General features: G+C 70.4%; 19 protein-coding genes and 1 pseudogene. 12 read left to right on the forward strand and 8 right to left on the reverse strand.

Features of this window, described 5'->3' with window-relative positions:
• Positions 1–935: 935 nt before the first annotated feature.
• Positions 936–2216 carry an MFS transporter gene (locus ACGF3A_RS25655; RefSeq protein WP_393732664.1) on the forward strand — a complete coding sequence of 427 codons (1281 nt, stop codon included), beginning with the start codon at positions 936–938 and terminating at the stop codon, positions 2214–2216.
• 64 nt (positions 2217–2280) lie between these two features.
• Positions 2281–2757, forward strand: a pseudogene (locus ACGF3A_RS25660) (aldo/keto reductase); the annotation flags it as partial.
• A 118-nt stretch (positions 2758–2875) separates the two neighbouring features.
• Here the strand turns inward: ACGF3A_RS25660 and ACGF3A_RS25665 are convergent.
• The 3 genes from ACGF3A_RS25665 to ACGF3A_RS25675 all read right to left on the reverse strand — a co-directional run bounded on the left by ACGF3A_RS25665 (position 2876) and on the right by ACGF3A_RS25675 (position 5867).
• Complete coding sequence (locus ACGF3A_RS25665) at positions 2876–4333, reverse strand: MFS transporter (protein WP_393732665.1); 1458 nt, start codon at positions 4331–4333, stop codon at positions 2876–2878.
• 308 nt (positions 4334–4641) lie between these two features.
• On the reverse strand, positions 4642–5280 hold the full coding sequence (gene wrbA / locus ACGF3A_RS25670) for an NAD(P)H:quinone oxidoreductase (RefSeq protein ID WP_393732666.1): 639 nt from the start codon (positions 5278–5280) through the stop codon (positions 4642–4644).
• Between the two features lie 80 nt (positions 5281–5360).
• Positions 5361–5867 carry a cupin domain-containing protein gene (locus ACGF3A_RS25675; RefSeq protein ID WP_393732667.1) on the reverse strand — a complete coding sequence of 169 codons (507 nt, stop codon included), beginning with the start codon at positions 5865–5867 and terminating at the stop codon, positions 5361–5363.
• 150 nt (positions 5868–6017) lie between these two features.
• On the opposite strand from ACGF3A_RS25675, the gene ACGF3A_RS25680 reads away from it, so the two are divergent.
• On the forward strand, positions 6018–6914 hold the full coding sequence (locus ACGF3A_RS25680) for a LysR family transcriptional regulator (RefSeq protein ID WP_393732668.1): 897 nt from the start codon (positions 6018–6020) through the stop codon (positions 6912–6914).
• Between the two features lie 37 nt (positions 6915–6951).
• Here the strand turns inward: ACGF3A_RS25680 and ACGF3A_RS25685 are convergent, their stop codons facing one another.
• On the reverse strand, positions 6952–7224 hold the full coding sequence (locus tag ACGF3A_RS25685; RefSeq protein WP_393732669.1) for a hypothetical protein: 273 nt from the start codon (positions 7222–7224) through the stop codon (positions 6952–6954).
• A 306-nt stretch (positions 7225–7530) separates the two neighbouring features.
• On the opposite strand from ACGF3A_RS25685, the gene ACGF3A_RS25690 reads away from it, so the two are divergent.
• The 3 genes from ACGF3A_RS25690 (at position 7531) to ACGF3A_RS25700 (ending at position 10805) form a co-directional block, all read left to right on the forward strand.
• Positions 7531–8169, forward strand: a complete 639-nt coding sequence (locus ACGF3A_RS25690) for a hypothetical protein (protein WP_393732670.1) — start codon at positions 7531–7533, stop codon at positions 8167–8169.
• 327 nt (positions 8170–8496) lie between these two features.
• Positions 8497–9957, forward strand: a complete 1461-nt coding sequence (locus ACGF3A_RS25695; protein ID WP_393732671.1) for a vanadium-dependent haloperoxidase — start codon at positions 8497–8499, stop codon at positions 9955–9957.
• 170 nt (positions 9958–10127) lie between these two features.
• Positions 10128–10805, forward strand: coding sequence for a lysophospholipid acyltransferase family protein (locus ACGF3A_RS25700; RefSeq protein WP_393732672.1), 678 nt, complete (start codon positions 10128–10130; stop codon positions 10803–10805).
• Here the strand turns inward: ACGF3A_RS25700 and ACGF3A_RS25705 are convergent.
• Positions 10732–11340, reverse strand: a complete 609-nt coding sequence (locus ACGF3A_RS25705; protein WP_393732673.1) for a hypothetical protein — start codon at positions 11338–11340, stop codon at positions 10732–10734. The two genes, ACGF3A_RS25700 and ACGF3A_RS25705, sit on opposite strands and share 74 nt — an antisense overlap.
• A gap of 163 nt (positions 11341–11503) precedes the next feature.
• Between ACGF3A_RS25705 and ACGF3A_RS25710 the strand changes: the two genes are divergently transcribed.
• Both ACGF3A_RS25710 and ACGF3A_RS25715 read left to right on the forward strand, forming a co-directional pair.
• Positions 11504–12097 (forward strand): chemotaxis protein CheB, encoded by a 594-nt coding sequence (locus tag ACGF3A_RS25710; RefSeq protein ID WP_393732674.1) that lies wholly within the window; start codon positions 11504–11506, stop codon positions 12095–12097.
• A 367-nt stretch (positions 12098–12464) separates the two neighbouring features.
• Positions 12465–12995, forward strand: coding sequence for a hypothetical protein (locus ACGF3A_RS25715; RefSeq protein WP_393732675.1), 531 nt, complete (start codon positions 12465–12467; stop codon positions 12993–12995).
• A gap of 78 nt (positions 12996–13073) precedes the next feature.
• Here ACGF3A_RS25715 and ACGF3A_RS25720 read toward each other — a convergent pair whose 3' ends face one another.
• The gene (locus tag ACGF3A_RS25720) at positions 13074–14117 is read right to left on the reverse strand and encodes an NAD(P)-dependent alcohol dehydrogenase (RefSeq protein ID WP_393732676.1); all 1044 of its coding nucleotides are present in this window, start codon (positions 14115–14117) and stop codon (positions 13074–13076) included.
• A 129-nt stretch (positions 14118–14246) separates the two neighbouring features.
• Here ACGF3A_RS25720 and ACGF3A_RS25725 point away from each other — a divergent pair, with 129 nt between their 5' ends.
• Positions 14247–15149, forward strand: a complete 903-nt coding sequence (locus ACGF3A_RS25725; RefSeq protein ID WP_393732677.1) for a helix-turn-helix domain-containing protein — start codon at positions 14247–14249, stop codon at positions 15147–15149.
• Positions 15150–15288: 139 nt separating this feature from the next.
• Here ACGF3A_RS25725 and ACGF3A_RS25730 read toward each other — a convergent pair whose 3' ends face one another.
• Positions 15289–16812 carry an MFS transporter gene (locus ACGF3A_RS25730; protein ID WP_393732678.1) on the reverse strand — a complete coding sequence of 508 codons (1524 nt, stop codon included), beginning with the start codon at positions 16810–16812 and terminating at the stop codon, positions 15289–15291.
• A gap of 103 nt (positions 16813–16915) precedes the next feature.
• Between ACGF3A_RS25730 and ACGF3A_RS25735 the strand changes: the two genes are divergently transcribed.
• The 3 genes from ACGF3A_RS25735 (at position 16916) to ACGF3A_RS25745 (ending at position 19968) form a co-directional block, all read left to right on the forward strand.
• Positions 16916–17782, forward strand: coding sequence for a helix-turn-helix transcriptional regulator (locus ACGF3A_RS25735; RefSeq protein WP_393732679.1), 867 nt, complete (start codon positions 16916–16918; stop codon positions 17780–17782).
• A 1-nt stretch (position 17783) separates the two neighbouring features.
• Complete coding sequence (locus tag ACGF3A_RS25740; RefSeq protein WP_393732680.1) at positions 17784–18914, forward strand: NAD(P)/FAD-dependent oxidoreductase; 1131 nt, start codon at positions 17784–17786, stop codon at positions 18912–18914.
• Positions 18915–19038: 124 nt separating this feature from the next.
• Positions 19039–19968, forward strand: a complete 930-nt coding sequence (locus tag ACGF3A_RS25745) for an NADP-dependent oxidoreductase (protein WP_393732681.1) — start codon at positions 19039–19041, stop codon at positions 19966–19968.
• A gap of 24 nt (positions 19969–19992) precedes the next feature.
• Here the strand turns inward: ACGF3A_RS25745 and ACGF3A_RS25750 are convergent, their stop codons facing one another.
• Positions 19993–20454: a MarR family winged helix-turn-helix transcriptional regulator gene (locus tag ACGF3A_RS25750; RefSeq protein ID WP_393732682.1), complete on the reverse strand. Its 462-nt coding sequence runs from the start codon at positions 20452–20454 to the stop codon at positions 19993–19995.
• Positions 20455–20491 lie beyond the last annotated feature (37 nt).

The raw sequence follows: 20491 nt of genomic DNA on the forward strand, positions 1-20491 counted from the left end.
CGCGCGTCCTCCTCCGGAGGAACGACGCGGTGTCGCTTCGCGACACCAACGGGACCGCGGCGCTCCGCGCCGCTACCAAAAGTGGTCGGTCTGGTGCCGTCACCTTCGGTGACGGTGGGGTGGTGCGGTGCGTGGCGGTGTGCGGGTCAGGGCAAAAGAAGCGGGCTAGAGGATAGGGGTGAAGTCTCCTTCGTGTGCTGGTAGTTGTTGGCTGAGAGGACGATGGGCTGGGTGTTCTGGCCTTTAGGGCTGGGAGTGGGGCTGGCGGGCCCTTCGGGCCCGGGGGTTTCAGGGTCGACCGGGAGTAGTCGGTTTGCAAGTCTGGTAGGAATTGACGTGGTGTCAGGTTGTATGGGTAGGGGTGGCCTTCGGCCACCTAAAAATTGGTCTAATCCACTTGGAAGCCAGACGATCACCTGTTCTGACGACCCGTCAGGCCAGGATCAGGGTCGGCCCCGCGCACTCACAGTGATGCCGTGCTGGCAGCAGGGGCTCGACGGGGCATCTGGGCGCAGCCGGAGCGTCGCGCTGCCGTTGTTCCCTGTCGCGGTCGGTGCGGGCCGGCGTCAGTGGGCGGTGGGAGGTGTGTGGGGCGGTGCGTCTCGGCGGTTCGGCATCCGCCTTCGTTGCGGAAAGGGCAAGTGTCGTCGTGATGCGGGAATGGGGGGGTGCGGAAATCGCAACGGGACGTCTGTTGGGGTCTGTTGGGGCGGCTGTGGTTGCGGAAAGCGCACTCTTCGGATGAGGTGCGCGTGCGGAAAGCGCAACGTGGCGTCGGTGGTCCGTTGTCCGGGGCCGGGTCGGGGGTGACGGTGTCGCTCACGTCACGATACCCGCGTTTGCAACTATCCCTCGTGTGCAATTATTGTCGTTGCATGTAAGGCGCTCGCGCGTTGCTTGCGTCGTCCTCCCCCGTCTCTCAGAGGAACCTCGTCATGCCGCTCGCACTGCTGGCCCTGGCCATGGGGGCCTTCGGAATCGGGACCACGGAATTCGTGATCATGGGGCTGCTGCCCCAGGTCGGCGCGGATCTTGGTGTGTCCGTTCCGACGGCCGGGTTCCTGGTCACCGGCTATGCCCTCGGCGTCATGATCGGCGCGCCGATCATGACCGTTCTGGGCACCAGGATCTCCCGTAAGAACATGCTCATGCTGCTGATGGGGCTGTTCATCCTGGGCAATCTCATCTCCGCCGTCGCTCCGGTCTTCGCCGTGATGCTCCTGGGCCGGGTGGTGGCTTCGCTGGCTCATGGGGCGTTCTTCGGGATCGGTTCCGTCGTCGCCGCCGAGCTGGTGGCGCCGGAGAAGAAAGCCGGTGCGATCTCCATGATGTTCACCGGTCTGACCGTGGCGAACGTCCTCGGCGTGCCGCTGGGGACGTTCGTGGGGCAGAGCGCGGGCTGGCGGGTGACCTTCCTGATCGTCGCGGCGCTCGGTGTCCTGGGGCTGGCCGGTGTGGCCAGGCTCGTCCCCGATGTGCCCAAGCCGGAGGGTGTGCGGCTGCGGGACGAGGCCGCGGCCTTCAGGAGTCCGCAGGTCGTGCTGGCCATGGCCATGACCGTCCTCGGCTTCGGGGGTGTCTTCGCGGCGATCACCTACATCGCGCCGATGATGACGGAGGTCGGCGGCTTCGCCGAGTCCTCCGTCACCTGGATCATGGTCGTCTTCGGGCTCGGCATGGTCACGGGCAACCTCCTCGGCGGCCGCTACGCGGACCGCAGGCTCATGCCCCTGCTCTACACCGCCCTGGGCGGCCTGGCGCTGGTCCTGCTGCTGTTCACCTTCGTGGCCTCCGTCAAGCCGGCGGCCGTCGTGGCCGTCTTCCTCATCGGCGCGCTCGGCTTCGCCACCGTCCCCCCGCTGCAAAAGCGTGTCCTGGACCATGCCCACGGTGCGCCGACGCTGGCGTCGGCCGCCAACATCGGCGCCTTCAACCTGGGCAACGCGCTCTCCGCCTGGCTCGGCGGTCTGGTCATCTCCGCCCGGCTCGGCTACACGGCCCCCAACGCCGTCGGCGCCGTCCTGGCCGCCACCGCGCTGCTGCTCGCCGTCCTGGCCCACCGACTCGAACTGCGGCCCAGGGCCGGACGTGCCGTCCGAACGCCGGTCACCAGCTCACCCGTCGTGGCCTCATCCGTCGTGGCCTCGTCCGTCACGGACGCTCCCGTCACGGACGCGTCCACGGCCTCCGCCGCCCAGGACGCCGTCCGCTCCTGAGCTGCCGCCGCACAAAAATCCTCATCCCCTCTGATACCGGCCCCCCATGAAAGACCCCCTCCTCATGACCTCCGTACCGGACATCACCCTCAACAACGGCGTGCGCATGCCCCAGCTCGGCCTCGGCGTCTTCCAGGTCCCCGACGAGGAGACCACCACCGCCGTCTCCCACGCCCTCCAGGCCGGGTACCGCAGCATCGACACGGCCGCCGTCTACCGCAACGAGCACGGCGTCGGGCGCGCCCTGGCCGACACCGGGCCCGCCCGCGAGAAGGTATTCCTCACCACCAAGCTGTGGAACGCCGACCAGGGGCGCGACAAGCCCCTCGCCGCCTTCGACGCCTCACTCGACAAACCCGGCCTCGACCACGTGGACCTCTACCTCACCCACTGACCCACCCCCGCCCACGACCTATACGTGAAAACCTTCAAAACCCTCGAAGAGACCCTCACGGACGGACGGGCCCACGCCATCGGCGTATCCCACTTCCACATCCCCCACCTGCAACACCTCATGCACGAGACCGGCACCACCCCCGCCGAGCGCGGTGTCGGCTCGCTTCCACCCACCTCGCATGTCCCACACTCCAGCCCGCCGGTGCTGGTGGGGACCGTCACCGGTGGGGTCCATCGCCGGTGTGCTGACGCTCGTGCATCGTTCAATCAGGCAGCGTGGTGCCGCTCGGCCCTGTCCGGAGCGGGGGCGGGCCGGGGGCGGGCCGGGGGCGGGGCAGTTTCGCTGCGGGCAACACGGCCAACAACATGACGGCACCCAGGGCGTAGAGGGCGGTGCGCATGCCTTCGACGGAGGCGGCGCGCAGGGCCGCTCCGCTCAAACCCGCCAGGCCATCGCTAGCAACGACGACGAACAGCGCCAGCCCGACAGCCGTACCAACCTGCAGCGCGGTGGAGGCCACTCCGGAGGCGAGGCCTTGTTCGTGTTCGGCCACGCCGGTGCCGGCGGCGTTCCACATCGCCGTGTAGGTGCATCCCATGCCCAGGCCGACGACGATGACGCCGCCCAGTGTGGTCAGTACGGATCCGTCGACGTGCAGGCCGGGGGCGAGGAGAGCGGCGCCCGCCGCATTGACGGCGATTCCCGTCAGCAGTGTGCCGCGGGTGCCCAGGCGCTGGATCAACCGCTCGCTGAGGAAGCTCCCGGCCGTGATGGACAGGGTCGAGCCGAGGAAGGCCAGGCCGGTCTCCAGGGCGCTGAAGCCGAGGACGTCTTGGTAGTAGAGGGTCAGGAAGTACGGCACGGCGTTCATCGTGAGTCCGAAGACCAGGATGACGACGACCGCGCCGCTCAGCGAGCGGTTGCGGAACAGACGCAGTGGCATCAGCGGGGTACGGCCGCGTGCCTGGATCCGTACGAAGGCGGCCAGCGCGAGCACCGCTAGGACGGCGGCGGCCGGTACCTCGGGCTGTGACCAGCCGGCCTCGGAGCCGTGTGCGACCGCGTAGATGAACAGTGTGATGCCTGTGGTGCCGGTCAGTGTGCCGGGGATGTCGATGCTGCCTTGGGTGACGGGGCCGTCGGCGGGCAGCAGTGCGAAGGCGGCGGTGATGCCCGCGGCGGCCAGCGGGACGTTGACGTAGAACACGGCCTGCCAGCCCAGGGTCTGGGTCAGCACGCCGCCGGCCAGCGATCCCGCGGTCAGTCCGCCGGCACCTGCCATGGCCCAGATCGTCAGTGCCCGGTTGCGCGCTTGGCCCTCGGTGAAGGCGGTGTTGACCAGGGCGAGCACCGCCGGGAACAGGACCGCTCCGGCCAGGCCCTGCAGTCCGCGTGCCGTGAGCAGCATGCCCGGTGTCGTGGCCAGGCCGCCCAGCAGGGAGGAGAGGCCGTACAGCGTCATGCCGAGGACGAACATCCGCCGTCGCCCCAGGAGGTCGGACAGCCGTCCGCCCAGGAGGAGGAAACCGCCGTAGAGGACGGCGTACGCGGTGACCACCCACTGCAGGGTGTGCGGGGTGAAGCCGATGTCGGCGGCGATGTCGGGCAGTGCCACGTAGATGATGGTGAAGTCGAGGCTGATGATGAGGTGGCCGAGCGCCAGCAGCGCCAGGCTCCACCCCGGTCGCCGGAGGCGGGGCGGGTGCTGTGCGGAGGGCATGGGTGCGCCTTTCACAAGGATCAGTGAGATCAGTAGAGCCAGTGAGAATCGCCGAGGCCGGTGAGGCTGGTGAGGCCGGTCGACGAGGCCAGCGCGGTCAGTGAGCTCAGCAGGTCTGGGGAGGCCAGTGAGGTCAGTGAGGCCGGTGGGGTGAGGTCGGCGAGGCCGGTGAGGTCCGTCGGTGGGTGGTAGCTATGTGTGCTGTGCGGCCGGGTGGTGGCCGGGTGGCCCGGTCCGTTCCTCCCCCGGTGGCTGTGCGAGGTCTGTCCTGCGCAGGGAGAGTGCGGCGAGGGCGGCGGCGGGGCCGCTCAGGCGACGGCAGCGGTGGTGGCGGTGGCGAGGCCGCGCAGCAGGGCTGCGGCGGTCTCGACCGCGCGGCGGGCCTGGAATTCGACGGCGGCGAGGTTCGCTTCGGCGACGTTGTCGGGAGTGTTGCCGGAGATGCTGCTCGCGCCGTAGGGGTTGCCGTTGGCCTCGTCGAACTGGATCGGGTCGGCGAAGCCGGGCGGGACGATGATCGAACCCCAGTGGTAGAAGGTGTTGTTGAGCGCCAGCAGGGTGCTCTCCTGCCCTCCGTGGCACGCCGAGGTGGAGGTGAAGGAGGAGACGACCTTGTTCACGAGCTTGCCCTGGGCCCACAGGCCGCCGGTGGTGTCGATGAACTGCTTCAGCTGCGCCGCGGGCAGGCCGAACCGGGTCGGGGTGCCGAAGAGGATGACGTCGGCCCACCCCACGTCGGCCGCGCTCGCCTCACGGACGTCGGCGGTGGCTGCGGCGTGCCGGGCCCAGTCGGGGTTGCTTTCGACGGCCGCGGCGGGGGCCAGCTCGGCGGCCTTCAGCAGGCGCACCTCGTCGGCACCGGCCTTCTCGGCGGCCTGCGCCGCGGCCTTCGCCATGCTGTGGACGTTGCCGGTGGAGGAGTAGTAGATGACGGCGACGTTGGTCATGAGAACGGTCTCCTTGGTGGTGAGATGTGCGATCGCTTGGCGGCCCGGCATCGGGCGTACGAGCCCGTCGTACGGGCGGGTCAGACGAAGAAGCTGTCGTGGCGGCGGAAGAAGTCCGCGCGTTCTTCCTGGCTGAGGCCGTCGAGTTGGGTCACGCCCTCGAAGTAGTCCTCGCGGGGTGCGCCGGGGGCGAAGAGCATGAGCATGGAGGCGGGTTCGCCGGACTCGTTGCGGAAGGCGTGCAGCCCGCCCACGGGTACGTAGAGGTAGTCGCCGGAGGTGGCGTCGACCCAGCGGCGGCCGTCGAAGAGCCGCATGGTGCCGGACAGGATGAAGAATGACTCGGACATCGCCTTGTGGAAGTGCGTGCTGGGCCCGCTGGTCTCCGGGCCCATGTCCACCCGGTACAGGCCGTACTCGCCGCCGGTGGAGAGGGCGGTGGACAGGTAGTGGAACGCGGTGCCGGTGGCGTCGGCCGGAGCGTCCGGGCGAGGCGCGGCGGTGAAGTCGGGCGCGGTGCTCGCGGGCCGGTAGGTGGCGTTGATCTCCCCGTGCTCACCGAAGTAGCGGGGATCGGGGTAGGACATGGAGGTTCCTTTCGGGGAGGCACCGCGCACGGCGCTCCTCGCGCGTACGGCTGACGTGGTGATCAGCATCTCCACCGCCATGACCTGGAACAACGCCGATCAGCTGAAGTAGCGTGCCGTCCGGCTAAATGATCGGGAGGAACGGGGAACATGGAGCGACAGGAGCTGGAGGCCTTCCTGGCGCTGGCCGAGGAGCTGCATTTCGGGCGCACCGCCAGCCGCCTCGGGCTGTCGGCCGGGCGGATGAGTCAGGTCATCCAGACGCTGGAGCGCCGGGTCGGGGTGCCGCTGTTCGAACGCACCAGCCGCCGCGTCACCCTCACCCCGGTCGGCGAACGGCTCCGCGACGACCTCCTGCCCGCCCGGCGGATCATCGACGAGGCGCTCGCCCGCGCGGTCGCCGCGGGGCGCGGCTTCACCGGCACCCTGCGGATCGGCTACTCCAGCTCGATGGCCGCCAACCTGCTACTCAAGGCCATCGAGACGTTCCGCGGCACCTATCCGGACTGCGACGTGACGATCCAGGAGATCCAGCTCTCCGATCCATACGGACCACTGCGCCGCGAGCAGGTGCATCTGCAGGTCACCGAACTGCCCATGGACGAGCCCGACCTGGTTGCCGGACCCGTGCTGTACTCCTCCGACCGGGCCCTCCTGGTGCCCAGCTCCCACCCGCTGGCCCGGCGCGAGGCGGTATCACTCGAAGACCTCGCCCACGAGACCCTGCTAACCATCGGCGGTAGCGCCCCGCAGCACTGGCTCGACTACAACTTCCCCCGCCGGACCCCCTCCGGCCGCCCGATCCCCCAGGGCCACGCGGCGATCTCCTGGCAGGAGATCCCCTTCCTCATCGCCGCGGGCGAGGGCGTCTCCCTCGCCTGCACCGACGCCGAACCCCACTACTCCACCCCCGGCGTCACCTGGATACCCCTCCAAGAACCCCACCCCTGCCGCTTCGCCCCCATCTGGCCGAAACACTCCACGACGTCCCGGGTCCGGGCCTTCATAGAAACACTGCGCCACACCGCACCCACCAGGCGCCCGTAGAGACCTCCGAAGCAGCCACCTCCCCGACGGCGCGCGCTCACCCTCCACGGCCAGGGCCGTTCCCGGCGCGCGAGGCGGTCGCGTCGATGCCCGCAGCGCGGAGTCTTCGGGCCAAGTGCTCGATCTCGGGGAGAGTCCCCGAGTAGCCGCCGGCCAGAACCCGCTCCCGCGCGGACTTGATCTCCACCAGGCTCAGACCGAGCTCGGTACGCAGGACACGCAGCAGCACCGTGTTGTTCACCGGCAGGCCGATCCGCAAAGTGACCGGCCCGTGCTCGATGAGCAACCGCTCCCGCAGCCCTTCAGACAACACGCCACCACACACCGCTGCCGTACTTCCGCACGACGAGCACGCGTACTCGGTGTCCCACCTCACCTGCTCACCCACCAACGCCTGCGTCCCCACCCAGGCCGCCTCAGCACCGCACTCCTGGCAGCCGGCGGTATAGCTGAGAGACTCCACAACCGGACGCAGCACCCCTCCCCCCTCTCTCTTCGCGCACATTCCACAGCCGGCCCCAGCACGCGCCCCTGCCATTCTCCAACGACAGCCCCGCCGAACCCCGGGCCGTACCGCCAGCGACGACCTCGCCATATGCCCCCTTAGCATCGGGGCATGGTGCGGAGCGAGAAGAAGGCGCGGCGGCTGGTGGTCGATCAGGAGATCTTCTTCTGGACCGTCGGGCACAACCACCGTGCGCTGGGCAACGGACGGTACGAGGACTGCCGCGAACTCCTCGATATCCGCCCCTCCGGTACCAGCGGCCGACTCCGCATCGTCTTCCAGGAAGGGCCCGGCCGGCTTGTCCCCGACGGGTACACGCCGTCCGGCACCGTCGGCACCGAGATCGGCAAAACTCTCAATCTCCATGAGCCAGGCACCGTCCGTGCCCTGCTCACCGCCGCCACGGCACGAGACTGGCGGCCCGGCAGCGCCGGGATCGTGGAGGTCGACGGCTGGCAACTGTTCGACGAAGTCGAACTCCAGCGCCGCCGACCCCCAGAACCAGCGCCTCACGCATGGTCGCTGGAGGAAGCCGCCGAAGAAGAAGCGGCACGGGCCGCAACCGCCTTGTCGCCTGCCGAGCGGCATCGGCACCTGCTCCTCGCGGCACAGGCCAACCATCGCTGCGGACGCACCGACGAGGCCCGACAGCAGTGCGAGTCGGTACTACGCGAACACTCAACACCGGAACAGGCCACCGAAGCCCGCCACCTCCTGCGGATGCTCGATGCCGCAGACGGTCCCCTCTGAACGGAAGAACGCGTCCTTCCGGTCCACAGACCACGCCCCTTTCCTGCCAACCCGGGCAGGCATGTCGTGTCGGCCGCCGGATCGGCTGATGCGCGACGACAGCCGTCCTGCTGGACCCGCGGTGCGGATTCTTCGCGCGGCGCCCTCAGAATTCCGTATTGACGCAGCATTGATTCCGCATTTAGCAATCGAGTACCGCACTTGCCATTCCGACTCTCTCCCTCTCCGCTACGCTCACGGCCCATGCCAGAGACTGAAACGAAGCAAAGAAAGCGGCGGCTCGGGGTCCGGAACCGCGTGGCGCTTTTCTGCGCTGCGATGATCGCGATGACCAGCGCCGGATATGCGGCGGCCGAAGGGCCGGAAGAGAAGGGTGCGGAATCGGTTTCCAAGGGCGCTGATTTCGACTTCGAGAAGGGGAACGCGCCTCTGGAGTTGATCTACCCGAAGGTCCAGGCCGCGGTGCGCGAGGATGTATCGCCGAAGGCGAATGACGCCACTCTCGTGATCCGCATCGTCACACTGCTGGAGAACGGGTGGTTCGACGCCATCGCGCCGTATCACAAGTCGGCCGTCGGCGTGTACTCCGATCTCGGCCGCCGCCCGGCGGAGGAGGGGAAGGACAACCGGAACAAGAACATCGCGATCTTCTATGCGTCCCACAAGGTGCTCAACAGCATTCTGCCGCAGCATCGTGCGGAGTGGCGGGAGTTGCTGACCTCGGTCGGCCTCGATCCGGACGACAAGCAGGAGAACAAGCACACGGCCACCGGGCTGGGAAACCTCGCTGGTAAATCCGTCGTCGCGAACAGAGAGAACGACGGAATGAACCAGCTCGGAAATGAGGGTGGCAAGAAGTACCACCGCAAGCCGTACGAGGACTACACCGGATACAAGCCGGTGAACACACCCGACAAGCTGCGGAACCCGTCGCGGTGGCAGCCGGGCGCCCGCACCACGGGAGGGGGCATCTTCACCGGTCAGCGGTTCGTGACCCCGCAGATGGCCCGGACGAAGCCGTACTCGTACGACGACCCCACCCGGTATCGCGTGAAGCCGCCCGAGGCCAGCGACCATCACAACCGTGAGGCGTACAAGCGCCAGGCGGACGAAGTGCTCGCCGAGTCGGCGGGGCTGACCGACAAGAAGAAGATGACGGCCGAGTTCTTCGACGACAAGCTGCTCTTCCTCGGCGCCGGGTTCCCGGACATATCCCAGGGTGACGACAGCCTCGACGCCTTTGTCCAGACGGCATTCAGCATCCATGTCGCCTCCTTCGACACTCTGATCGCGATCTGGGACAGCAAGGTCAAGTACGACGCCGTGCGCCCGTTCACCGCCATCCGGTACCTCTACGGCGACAAGCCGGTCAGCGCCTGGGGCGGCCCCGGCAAGGGCACGGTCAAGGACATGCCGGGCAACGAGTGGCAGGGCTACCTCCAGGCGGCGGACCACGCGGAGTACCCCTCCGGCTCCGCGAGCCTGTGCGCCGCCGCGGCAGGCGTCGGCAAGCGCTACACGGGCTCGGAGAAGATCGACCTCACCCACACCTTCAAGAAGGGCTCGTCCCGGGTGGAGCCGGGCCTGACCCCCACCAAGGACACCGCGCTCTCCTGGGACTCCTGGAACGACTACGTCCAGGACTGCGGCCGCAGCCGGGTATGGGCGGGCGTCCACTTCAGCGCCTCGCTCGCTCCCGCCCAGCAGGTCGGCGGGAAGGTCGCCGACAAGGCGTACGAGTTCATCCAGCGGCATGTGAAGGGCGACAGCGACCGCACGGGCCGCTGACCGGCCCCGAGCTGACGCACGCACCCCTGACGGACGCCACTGCCCCTCACCTCAGCCCGGTCCGATGTGAGGGGCAGCCCGGCCGGAAGTTGAGTACGTCAGCTCATGCCCGGCCCGGCCCCCGCCACCGACGATGAAGGCCCGCCGTCGTCGAATCCGGGAGAACGTACATGCTGAGCCGCCTCGCCGACCTCCTGGCCCCCGCCGTCGGCCGCCTGTCGGTGACCACCGCCCCGGGCGTCGAGCTCGCGCCGGGCAGCATCGTCGCCGCGAACCACACCTCCCTCGCCGACCCGGCCATCGTCCTCGCCGCCTTGCGTCGGCTCGGCGCCGAGCCGGTCATCATGGCGGCCGCCGGCCTGTGGCGGATCCCGCTGCTCGGCCGCGCGCTCGCCCACGGCGGGCACATCCCTGTCACCCGTGGGGACCCCGGGCGCGCCGCAGCCTCGCTCGATGCGGCGGCCGACGTCCTGGCGCGGGGGCGGCTGGTCCTCCTCTACGCCGAGGGCGCGCTCCCCCGCAGCCGGGACGCGGCAGAGGCGGCTCCCGGGGCGTTCCGCAGCGGCTTGGCCCGGCTCGCGGAGCGTACCGGCGCCCCCGTCGTGCCCGTGGGCCAGGCAGGTGCGCGCCGGGTCACCTCCGGCAGCACGCTCAAACAGCTCGCGGGCCTGGCCACCGCCCCCGTGCGCCGACCGGTCCTGCACGTCCACGTGGGGGCGCCGCTGCTGCTGACCGGCGACCGCGCCACCCGTACGTCGCGGGCCCGCACCGCGGTCACCAGCGCCTGGCGCACCGCCGCCGCCCACCTGGAAGGGCCCTCCGCGCCACCGCGTGACCTGGGCACGTGAGGCGGCTGGGCGCTTCGGCGAGCCCGCCGTAGTCGAGCCGGGAGGAGACCCGGCGCAGGTCCAGCTCCTCGATGGCACCGCCGGCCAGGCCGGACACGTCCGTGAGCCGGTCGCAAGCGTGCACCGTCAGCCGACGTAGCGTCGACGTCCAGCGGCCGGTCTGCGAACGCTCCCGCGACACACCGCTGGCCGAGCCGATGTCGAGCGCGACGACCGATGCCTGGGCCAGGGCGTCCATCAGCCCCGGCTGCTCCAGCAGATAGCCGGGCACGTGGATCCGGGGCACGGGGCGGCGCAGGCCCGTCAGGCAGGTCATTTGGCCGGAGCTCGTCAGCTGGACGGTCACGTCGTCGAGGGGCATTCCCGCAAGGACCTCGGCGGCGAACGCCCGCGCGTCGAAGTACTGCCACATCAGCACAAGTTGCTGGCGGATCTCACGGTCGGGCAGGGCCTTGTAGTCCGACAGCTTGTGCAGGGCAGCCTCGCCGCCGATCCGGGCGATGGCGGTGAGGGTCACCTCGGCCTGTTCCGACACACGAACCCAGACGAGACCGCGCAGCTCGTCGGCCACATCTCCGTACGTCCCAAGGTACCCCGACCCTGGCCCGCCCCGTGCCGACGACCGGCACTCCGCCAGCCACCGTCCACGGCGATGCCGCGGCCCCTGTCCAGGCCGCAGTGCGCGGTAGCCTTTGCAGGTGGAGACGCTTTCCTGGGATGACGGCCGGGGCCAGTGGGCGGCCGTGCTGGTCGCTTCCTCGGCCGGTGGCGTTCAAGGACTGGGCACACTCCTGGGCGGGCTGACGGCCGCGCTGCCCGTGCCGGTGCTGGTGGCCCAGCATCTCAACCGCTCCCGCGAGACGCGCATCGTGGCCATCCTGTCGCGTTCCACCGTCCTGCCGGTCAAGCTCGCCGAACATGGGGAGCGCCCGCAGGCAGGCACTGTCTACATCGCCCCGCCCGACCGGCACCTGTGCGTCGAGGGAGACGGGACTCTGGCGCTCACACGCGAGGACCGTGTCAATTACGCCCGCCCCGCTGCCGATCCTCTCTTTGAGTCGGCAGCGCAGGCGTACGGCTCCGGTGTGATCGGCTGCGTGCTCACCGGTGCGGACAGCGACGGCGCCCGAGGCGTCGAAGCGGTCAAAGCACACGGCGGCACGGTCATGGTGCAGGACCCGGAAGGGGCCGAGTTCCGCGGCATGCCCAAAGCCGCGATCAGCACCGGGAAGGTGGACTTCGTCCTCCCCCTCGCAGCCATCGGGGCGGCCATCACTCGACTGGTCCAATGAGATTCCGGGAAGCTGGACCCTGGCTGTCATCGTCCGTCGGCCCATACGGCTCCGCCGAGTGCGCTGACCACGCTGCCGATCACGGCGAGCAGCCGGTACGGGACTCTCTCGACCACCAAGTGCACCCCACCGCAGTGGAGTTCGATGGAGAGCGCTGAGGGCACGGTCGTCAACGATCCGTGACTTCCATGGTGTACCCGAGAGCCTTCTCAGGCGAACTCCCATTCACCCCCCGCATCATGCCGATCTGCTATTTCCTGGGGGTTCATCGGCCCGAATCGGCGGCACTGCGGAATTCGGCCGACTACCGTACGAGACGCACCCGCGCTCATTGCCGCGGCCGGAAGCCGGAATGTGGAGAAGCCCTATGCCCTCGTCCTGCGCCCCCGAGGATGCTCCCGCCGGCGACGTGGATGCCGCGCTCATGGTCGTCGACTCCCGGCTCAGAGCCATCTACGACGGCGCGACCGAGACCTCCGAACAGCGGGAGATGGTCGACCGGATCCTCGGATCCCTGCGCGAAGAGGGGGTCGAGGACCTCCTGGACGGCGCGTGCACGCTGGTCTTCGTCTACATGAAGTGGCTGCGGATGGCGTACGAGGACCATGGCAAGGACGTCATCGAGTGCGTCGTGCCGGACCTCGTGGCCATGATGCGGAACATGCCCAGAAGCATCCGGCCCGAGGCGATCCCCACCATGTCCGGGCTTCTCGTCGCCGCGGCGACCGGGCTGAGCCCGAGTCTGTGGCGGCGGCAGTACGGCGCATGGACCGAGGCGGAGATGAACGCCCTGGAGTTCACCGCCTTCTTCCTCGCCGAACGCATCAACCACCACACCGGCGACCACGACTTCGCCACCCGCATGGTCACCGAGGCCCTCTCCCGCACAGAGGACTGACCTCACGACCTCGCCCGCGCGGTGCCCCGGCCCCCTCGGGGCAGGGGGTCGGGGCACCGCGCCGTTCGGGGGGGCCGGTCAGATCGTGGCGGTGTCGATGACGAAGCGGTAGCGGACGTCGGAGTTCAGGACGCGCTCGTAGGCCTCGTTGACCTGGCTGGCCTCGATCAGTTCGATCTCGGCACCGATGCCGTGCTCCGCGCAGAAGTCGAGCATCTCCTGGGTCTCGGCGATGCCGCCGATCATGGAGCCGGCCAGGACCTTGCTGCCGCCCAGGAGGGAGAAGAGGTTGAGGGCGATCGGCTCTTCGGGGGCGCCGACGTTCACCAGGGCGCCGCCCGTCTTCAGCAGGCTCAGGTACGCCCCGAAGTCCAGCGGTGCGGAGACCGTGGAGAGGATCACGTCGAAGGTGCCGGTCAGCTCCTGGAAGGTGGCCGGGTCGCTCGTGGCGTAGTAGTGGTCGGCGCCCAGCTTCAGGCCGTCGTCCTTCTTGCGCAGCGACTGCGAGAGGACGGTGACCTCCGCGCCGAGTGCGTGGGCGAGCTTGACGCCCATGTGGCCGAGGCCGCCCAGGCCGACGATCGCGACCTTCTTCCCGGGGCCTGCGCCCCAGTGCTTCAGCGGGGAGTACGTGGTGATGCCGGCGCAGAGCAGCGGTGCGGCCACGTCGAGGGAGAGGCCGTCGGGGATGCGGACGACGAAGCCCTCGGTGACGACGACCTTCTGCGAGTAGCCGCCGTAGGTGGGCTCACCGTCCTTGCCGAGGGCGTTGTACGTCTGGACGTTGCCCTCCACGCAGTGCTGCTCCTGGCCCGCCTGGCAGGGCTCGCAGACGCCGCAGGAGTCGACCATGCAGCCGACGCCGACCCTGTCGCCTGCCTTGAACCGGGTGACGGCGGAGCCGACCTCGGAGACGACTCCGGCGATCTCGTGGCCCGGCACCATCGGGAAGAGAGCCTCGCCCCAGCCCTCACGGGCCTGGTGGATGTCGGAGTGGCAGATTCCGGCGAACTGGATGTCGATCAGTACGTCATGCGCGCCGACGGCTCGGCGCTCGATGACGGTGCGCTCCAGCGGGGCCTTGGAGCTGGGCGCGGCGTATGCGGCAACGGTGGTGGTCATGGCTCCCAGGCTGCTCCCCGCACACCCTGATCACCAAAGAATCCGCAGGTCACCGCTTTGCGTACGCTCAGTGGTCCTACTACTGGCGGGGTCAGGATCCCCGTCGTACGACCGGGCATACTGGACGGTATGGACGAGGACACGGTGCCCGCGACGGACGGCCTGGACCGGCGGGCCGAGCTCAGCGAGTTCCTGCGCACCCGGCGGGCCCGGCTCAAGCCCGAGGACGTGGGGCTCGCCTCGCAGGGGCGGCACCGGCGGGTGCCGGGCCTGCGGCGCGAGGAGCTGGCGCAGCTCGCGGGGGTCTCGGTCGCGTACTACACGCGTCTGGAGCAGGGCAACGGGCGCAATGTGTCCACGGAGGTGCTCGACGCGATCGCGGGCGCTCTGCGGCTCAGCGACACCGAGCACGCGCACCTCGTGCACCTGGCCAGGCCGGCCCGGCAGCGGCGCAGGCCGTCGGCACCGAAGCGGCACAAGCCGGAGCAGGTGCGGCCCGCGCTGCGGCATCTGCTCGACGCGATGGAGGGCGTGCCCGCGTGCGTCATCGGAGCGCGCTCGGACATCCTGGCCTGGAACCGGATGGCGGCGGCCCTGTTCGGCGACTGGGGGCGGCTGCCGGTCGCCGAGCGGAACTGGGCGCGGCTCACCTTCCTCGAACCGGACTACCGGGAGCTGTTCCTCGACTGGGAGTCGAAGGCGGCCGACATGGTCAGCTATCTGCGGCTGTACGCGGGGCGGAACCCGGAGGATCCGGAGCTGTCGGCGCTGGTGGGCGAGTTGTCGGTCAAGAGCCAGGAGTTCAGGCGGCTGTGGGCCACGCACGACGTGAAGGAGAAGGGTCACGGGGTGAAGCGGATGCGGCATCCGGTGGTGGGCGAGCTGACGCTCGCGTACGAGACGCTGCACCTGCCCGACGACGACGGGCAGTCCGTGTCCGTGTACCACGCCGAGCCGGGGTCCTCTTCCGCCGAGGCGCTGCGGCTGCTCGCCAGCTGGGGCGTGGACGACTCCTTGGCGGCGAAGCTGTAGTCGCCTCCAGCCGGGTGTGAGCCGCATCGATCCCCGAGTTCGTCCACCACCGCTGTCGCCCGCCTCACCGGACGGGGCGAGACGGGCGGAGCGGGGGCGGAGCGGGAGTGGCACCGGCACGGGGGCACCGGCGCGGGGGTCAGGCCTTGCCCGCCAGCTCCTTCGGCGCGGGCGCGGCGGGGGCGTCCCGGCCGGGGTCCTCGGCCGTCGGCTCGGAGAGCCAGCGCAGGGCGGCGGCCCCGAGCGCGGCGTGCAGCACGACGGCCACCACGACGGCGGCGTGCAGGCCGGTGACGAAGGCGCCCTTCGCGTCCTGGAGCACCGCGGGCGCGAGGCCCGGCAGCTGGAGCGTCTCGTCCAGGGTGGGGGCGAGGTCCGGCCCCTGGAGGCGGAAGATCAGTGCGGCGAGCGAGCCGAGGAGCGCGATGCCGAGGGCGTTGCCGATCTCGTTGCTGGTCTCCGCGAGCGCACCGGCCGAGCCCGCACGCTCCGCGGGGACCGCGCCGACCGCGGTGTCGGCGACGACGCTGAAGGAGATGCCGTACCCGACTCCGGCGATCACCGTCGAGGCGACGTACCAGCCGATACCGCCGGTGGTGGTCGTGGGCAGGAGCAGCAGCAGGCCGCCCGCGATGGTGAAGTGGCTGGTGAGGAGCGCGGCCTTCTTGCCGATACGGTCGACGAAGGCGGGCGTGACGACGCAGGTGAGGGTGAGGGCCGCCGCTCCGGGGAGCGCGAGCAGCGCCGCCTGCAGGACGCTCAGGCCCAGGACGGACTGAAGGTAGATGCCCGACAGGTACGCCGCCGCCGACCAGGCCACCAGCGGCAGCAGCCCGGTGACGATCGCGATGGTGAAGGTACGGTCGCGGAACAGGGAGAAGTCGATCAGCGGGTGCTCGAGGTGCCGCTGGCGGAGCGCGAAGAACGCCAGGACCGCGAGGCCCAGGAGCCCGGTCACGACCGGCACGGCCGAGAAGCCGTCCGCGGCCAGGTGCTTGATGCCGTAGATCGTCAGCAGCAGGCCCCCGGCCGAGGCCACGACGCTGACCAGGTCGATACGGCCGGTCCGGGTCGCCCGTACCTCGCGCAGCAGGACCGGCGCGAGCACCAGGAAGACGGCGATGACGGGCAGGTTGACCAGGAACACCGAGCCCCACCAGAACTGTCCGAGCAGGGCGCCGCCGACGACCGGACCGATGCCGAACCCGGCCGCGAACGCCGCGGCGAAGATCCCGATCGCCCGGGCACGCTGCTTCGGGTCGGGGAAGAGTTCGCTGAGCACCGCGAGCGCCGAGGGCAGCAGGGTCGCACCGGCCACGCCCATGAGCGCCCGGCTGGCGATGAGAAGCTCCGGGGTCGGCGCGAGGGCCGCCCCGGCGGACCCGATACCGAACACCGTCGCGCCGATCATCAGGAGCTTCAGGCGGCCGTAGCGGTCACCGATGCTGCCGAAGGCGACCAGCAGGGAACCCACCGCGAAGCCGTAGATGTCCAGCATCCACAGCGTCTGGTCGGCCGTCGGCGAGAGGGCCTCGGTGATGCTCGGTATCGCCAGGAACAGGATCGAGCCGTCCATCGAGACGAGCAGGACCGGGCCGAGGATCACCACGAGTCCGAGCCAGGCCCGCAGGCCGGGAGAGGTATGCGCAAGCTGTCGAGTCATACCCCCGACAGTCCGGCTCGACGGATGGGACAACCATCCCCGCGCCGTGGGTACACCCAACAGGTACACCCACGGGATCGGCCCGCGCCCTAGGCTCGAACACATGGAGAGCCTAGGAACGTTCCTGAAGAACCGCCGTGACCGGGTCACTCCGGCCGAGATCGGCCTGCGCACCTACGGCACCTCCCGACGGGTCCCCGGCCTCCGGCGCGAAGAACTCGCCCAGCTCGCCGGAGTCAGCGCGGGCTATTACACGCGCTTGGAGCAGGGCCAGGCCGAAACGGCGTCCGAGCAGGTCCTCGACGCCCTGGCCCGGGTCCTCAAACTCGACCCGGTGGAGACCGCCCACCTGCACAACCTCGCCCGGCAGTCCACGAATCCCGGCCTGAGCGAACCGCCCCCCGAAGAGCCGCACCCGCGCGTCCTCACGCTCCTGGAGTCACTCGGTGAGACCGTCCCCGCGCTCCTCCTCGGCAGACGCGGCGACGTACTCACCTGGAACCGCACCGCCCACGCCCTCTTCGCCGAGCACCTCTCCTACGACGCGCCACGGGACCCCCAGCAGCGCCCGTCGATCCCCCGGATGTTCTTCCTCGACCCCCACACCCGCGGCATGTACCGCAACTGGCACGAACTGGCCCGCGTCCACGTCGCCTACCTGCGTCTCACCGCGGGCCGGTACCCGACCGACGCCCGGCTCGCGGGCCTGATCGGGGAACTCACCATGCGCAGCGACGACTTCGCGACGATGTGGGCGACCGGCGACGTCTCCGACTGCACCGTCGGAGCCATGCACCTGCAGCACCCCACCGTCGGCACCGTCAACGTCGACTACCAGGTGTGGCTCCAGCCCGACAGCCCCGACCACCGGGTCGAGATCTACACCGCGAACGACTCCACCTCGTCCGACGCGGTGCGGGTCCTCACCCAGCACACCAGCCGGGCCGAACGCGCAGCGGAAAGGGCTTGAGATGCGAGTGGTCGTCGTCGGCAGCGGCATCGCGGGAGCGGCGGCCGCGTACGAGCTGGCCAGAGCCGGGACCGGGGCCGGGGCCGGAGCCGGAGCCGAAGTGGTGCTGGTGGACTCCATGAACCCGGGGCGTGCGACCTCGGCCGGTGCGGGCATCATCTGCCCCTGGTCGTCTCGGGCTGAGGATGCGGACTGGTACCGGATCGCGGTCGCCGGGGCCGAGCACTACCCGGAGCTGCTGGCGGCCCTGGCCGAGGACGGCGAGACCGACTTCGGCTACCGGCAGGTCGGCTCGGTACGACTGGTCACCCACGAGGAATCCGGGGAGGCGTTGCGGCTCGTGGCCGAGCATGCCGCGCGGTCCCCGCTCGCGGGCGAGGTGGAACTGATCGACGCGGAAAGCGCTCGCGCGCTCTTCCCGCCGCTCGCGCACGACGGCCCGGCCGTCCACATCCCCGGCGCCGCGCGCCTGGACGGACGCGCGCTGCGGGACGCGATGCGCCGCGCCGCGGTCCGGCACGGCGCCCGCCTCCTGAACGGCACAGCCACGATCACCACCGACGGCACGGGCGACGCCGTGAGCGGAGTGCGGGTCGGCGAGACGTTCGTCGGCGCGGACGCGGTGATCGCGGCGGCCGGTGCCTGGTCCCCGCGGCTGCTCGAACCGCTCGGCGTCCGCGTACGGGTCACGCCCCAGCGCGGGCAGATCATGCATCTGCGGCTGCCGGGCGTGCGGACCGCGCACTGGCCGGTCCTCCTGCCGCGCTCGCGGCACTACCTGCTGGCGTTCGACGACTCCCGGGTCGTGGTCGGCGCGACGCGGGAGGACGACACCGGGTTCGACCACCGGGTCACCGCGGGCGGGATGGCCGAGGTGCTCGACGAGGCGCTGGGCGTGGCCCCCGGGCTGGCGGACGCCACACACGTCGAGACCCGCATCGGGTTCCGGCCCGTCGGGCCCGACAGCCTGCCGCTGCTCGGCGCGGTGCCGCGGGTGGCGGGGCTGGTCGTGGTCAACGGCCTGGGAGCGTCCGGTCTGACGATGGGCCCGTACGCGGGAACGGTCGCCGCGCGCGTGGCGCGTCGGGCCGATCCGGGCATCGATCTGACGCCCTACGATCCGCTGCGCTGAGGGCGGCCGCGCTGGCCGAAAATACTTGCGTGCGCCGGTAGTCGTGATTGGGTGTTTACCGTGGGCCGCGCTTGCCGTCGCCCGCAACTGTTTCCCCTGACCGTCCGCAGCAGGAGGTTGCCGCATGAAAGCGATCACGCTCAGCGAATACGGCGGGCCGGAGGCCCTCCGGCTGTCCGATCTTCCGGAGCCCAAGGTGGCTCCGGGCGAGGTCCTGATCCGGGTGAAGGCCGCCGGGGTCAACCCGGTCGACTGGAAGCTCGCCGAGGGGTACCTCGACGCCCTCATGGAGACGCACTTCCCCCTCGTCCCGGGCTGGGACGTGGCGGGCGTGGTCGAGCGCGTGGGGCTCGACGTCGAGGAGTACGCCCCGGGCGACGAGGTCTTCGGCTACATCCGCAAGGACAGCGTCCAATGCGGCGCCTACGCCGAGCTGGTCTCCGCGCACGTACGGATGCTGGCCCGCAAGCCCGCCGCGCTCTCCTGGGAGCAGGCGGCGGGCGTGCCGCTGGCCGGGCTCACGGCGTACCAGGCCATCGAGCGGGTCGGCGTCCGTGCCGGAGAGACCGTCCTGGTGCACGCGGCGGCGGGCGGCGTCGGCTCGCTCGGCGTGCAGATCGCCGTGGCGCGCGGCGCCCGCGTGATCGGCACGGCGAGCGCCCGCAACCACGACTTCGTACGGGAGCTGGGCGCGGAGCCCGTGGAGTACGGGGACGGGCTGGCCGGACGGGTGGCCGAGCTGGCCCCGGACGGCGTGGACGCGGTCCTCGACTTCGCCGGGGCGCACGTGGTGGAAGAGTCGCTGGGTCTCCTCGCGCGGCCGGAGCGGCTGGCGTCGATCGCCGATCCGGAGGCCGCGGCCAGGGGCGGTCACTACGTGTGGGTCCGCCCCGACTCGGCGGACCTCACGGCGCTCGCCGACCTGGCCGAGAGCGGGCGCCTGGCCGTGCACGTGGAGCGGGTGCTGCCGCTGGGCGAGGCCGCGGAGGCCTGGCGCCTCAACCGCCTCGGGCACACGCGCGGCAAGCTCGTCCTCGCGGTGAACGAGGGCTGAGGGCGAGCGGGCGACGGGGACCGCTCAGGCGGGTGCCGCCGTGCCCGACTCCACGACCTTCACCAGGGGCGCCAGCTCCGGCCGGGTGCCGGCCTCATCGAGCGCCTCGCGCAGGGCCGCGTCGTTCGTCGGCCGCGCCTCCTCCAGCAGCTTCCGGCCCGCCCCGGTGACGTTGGTGTAGATGCCGCGGCGGTCGGTCGGGCACAGGTAGCGCTCCAGGAGGCCGCGGTCCTCCAGCCGGGTCACCAGGCGGGTGGTGGCGCTCTGGCTGAGTACGACGGAGTCGGCGACCTGCCGCATCTGCAGATGGCCGCCCTCACCGTCGTGCTGGCGGCTCAGGACGTCCAGCAGCGAGTACTCCCGCACGCTCAGCCCGTGGCCGGACTGCAGCGCGCGCTCGATGTGGGACTCGATCCTCCCGTGGAGCAGGGAGAGGGCGCACCAGCCCTGGGCGAGGGCGGTGAGCGCCGGGTCTTTGGCGGTCATGGGGTCGGAAACCTCCGTCGGAGTGCGGCTGCCTCCC

The organism is Streptomyces sp. NPDC048172 (assembly GCF_043202595.1).
Taxonomy (GTDB): Bacteria; Actinomycetota; Actinomycetes; order Streptomycetales; family Streptomycetaceae; genus Streptomyces.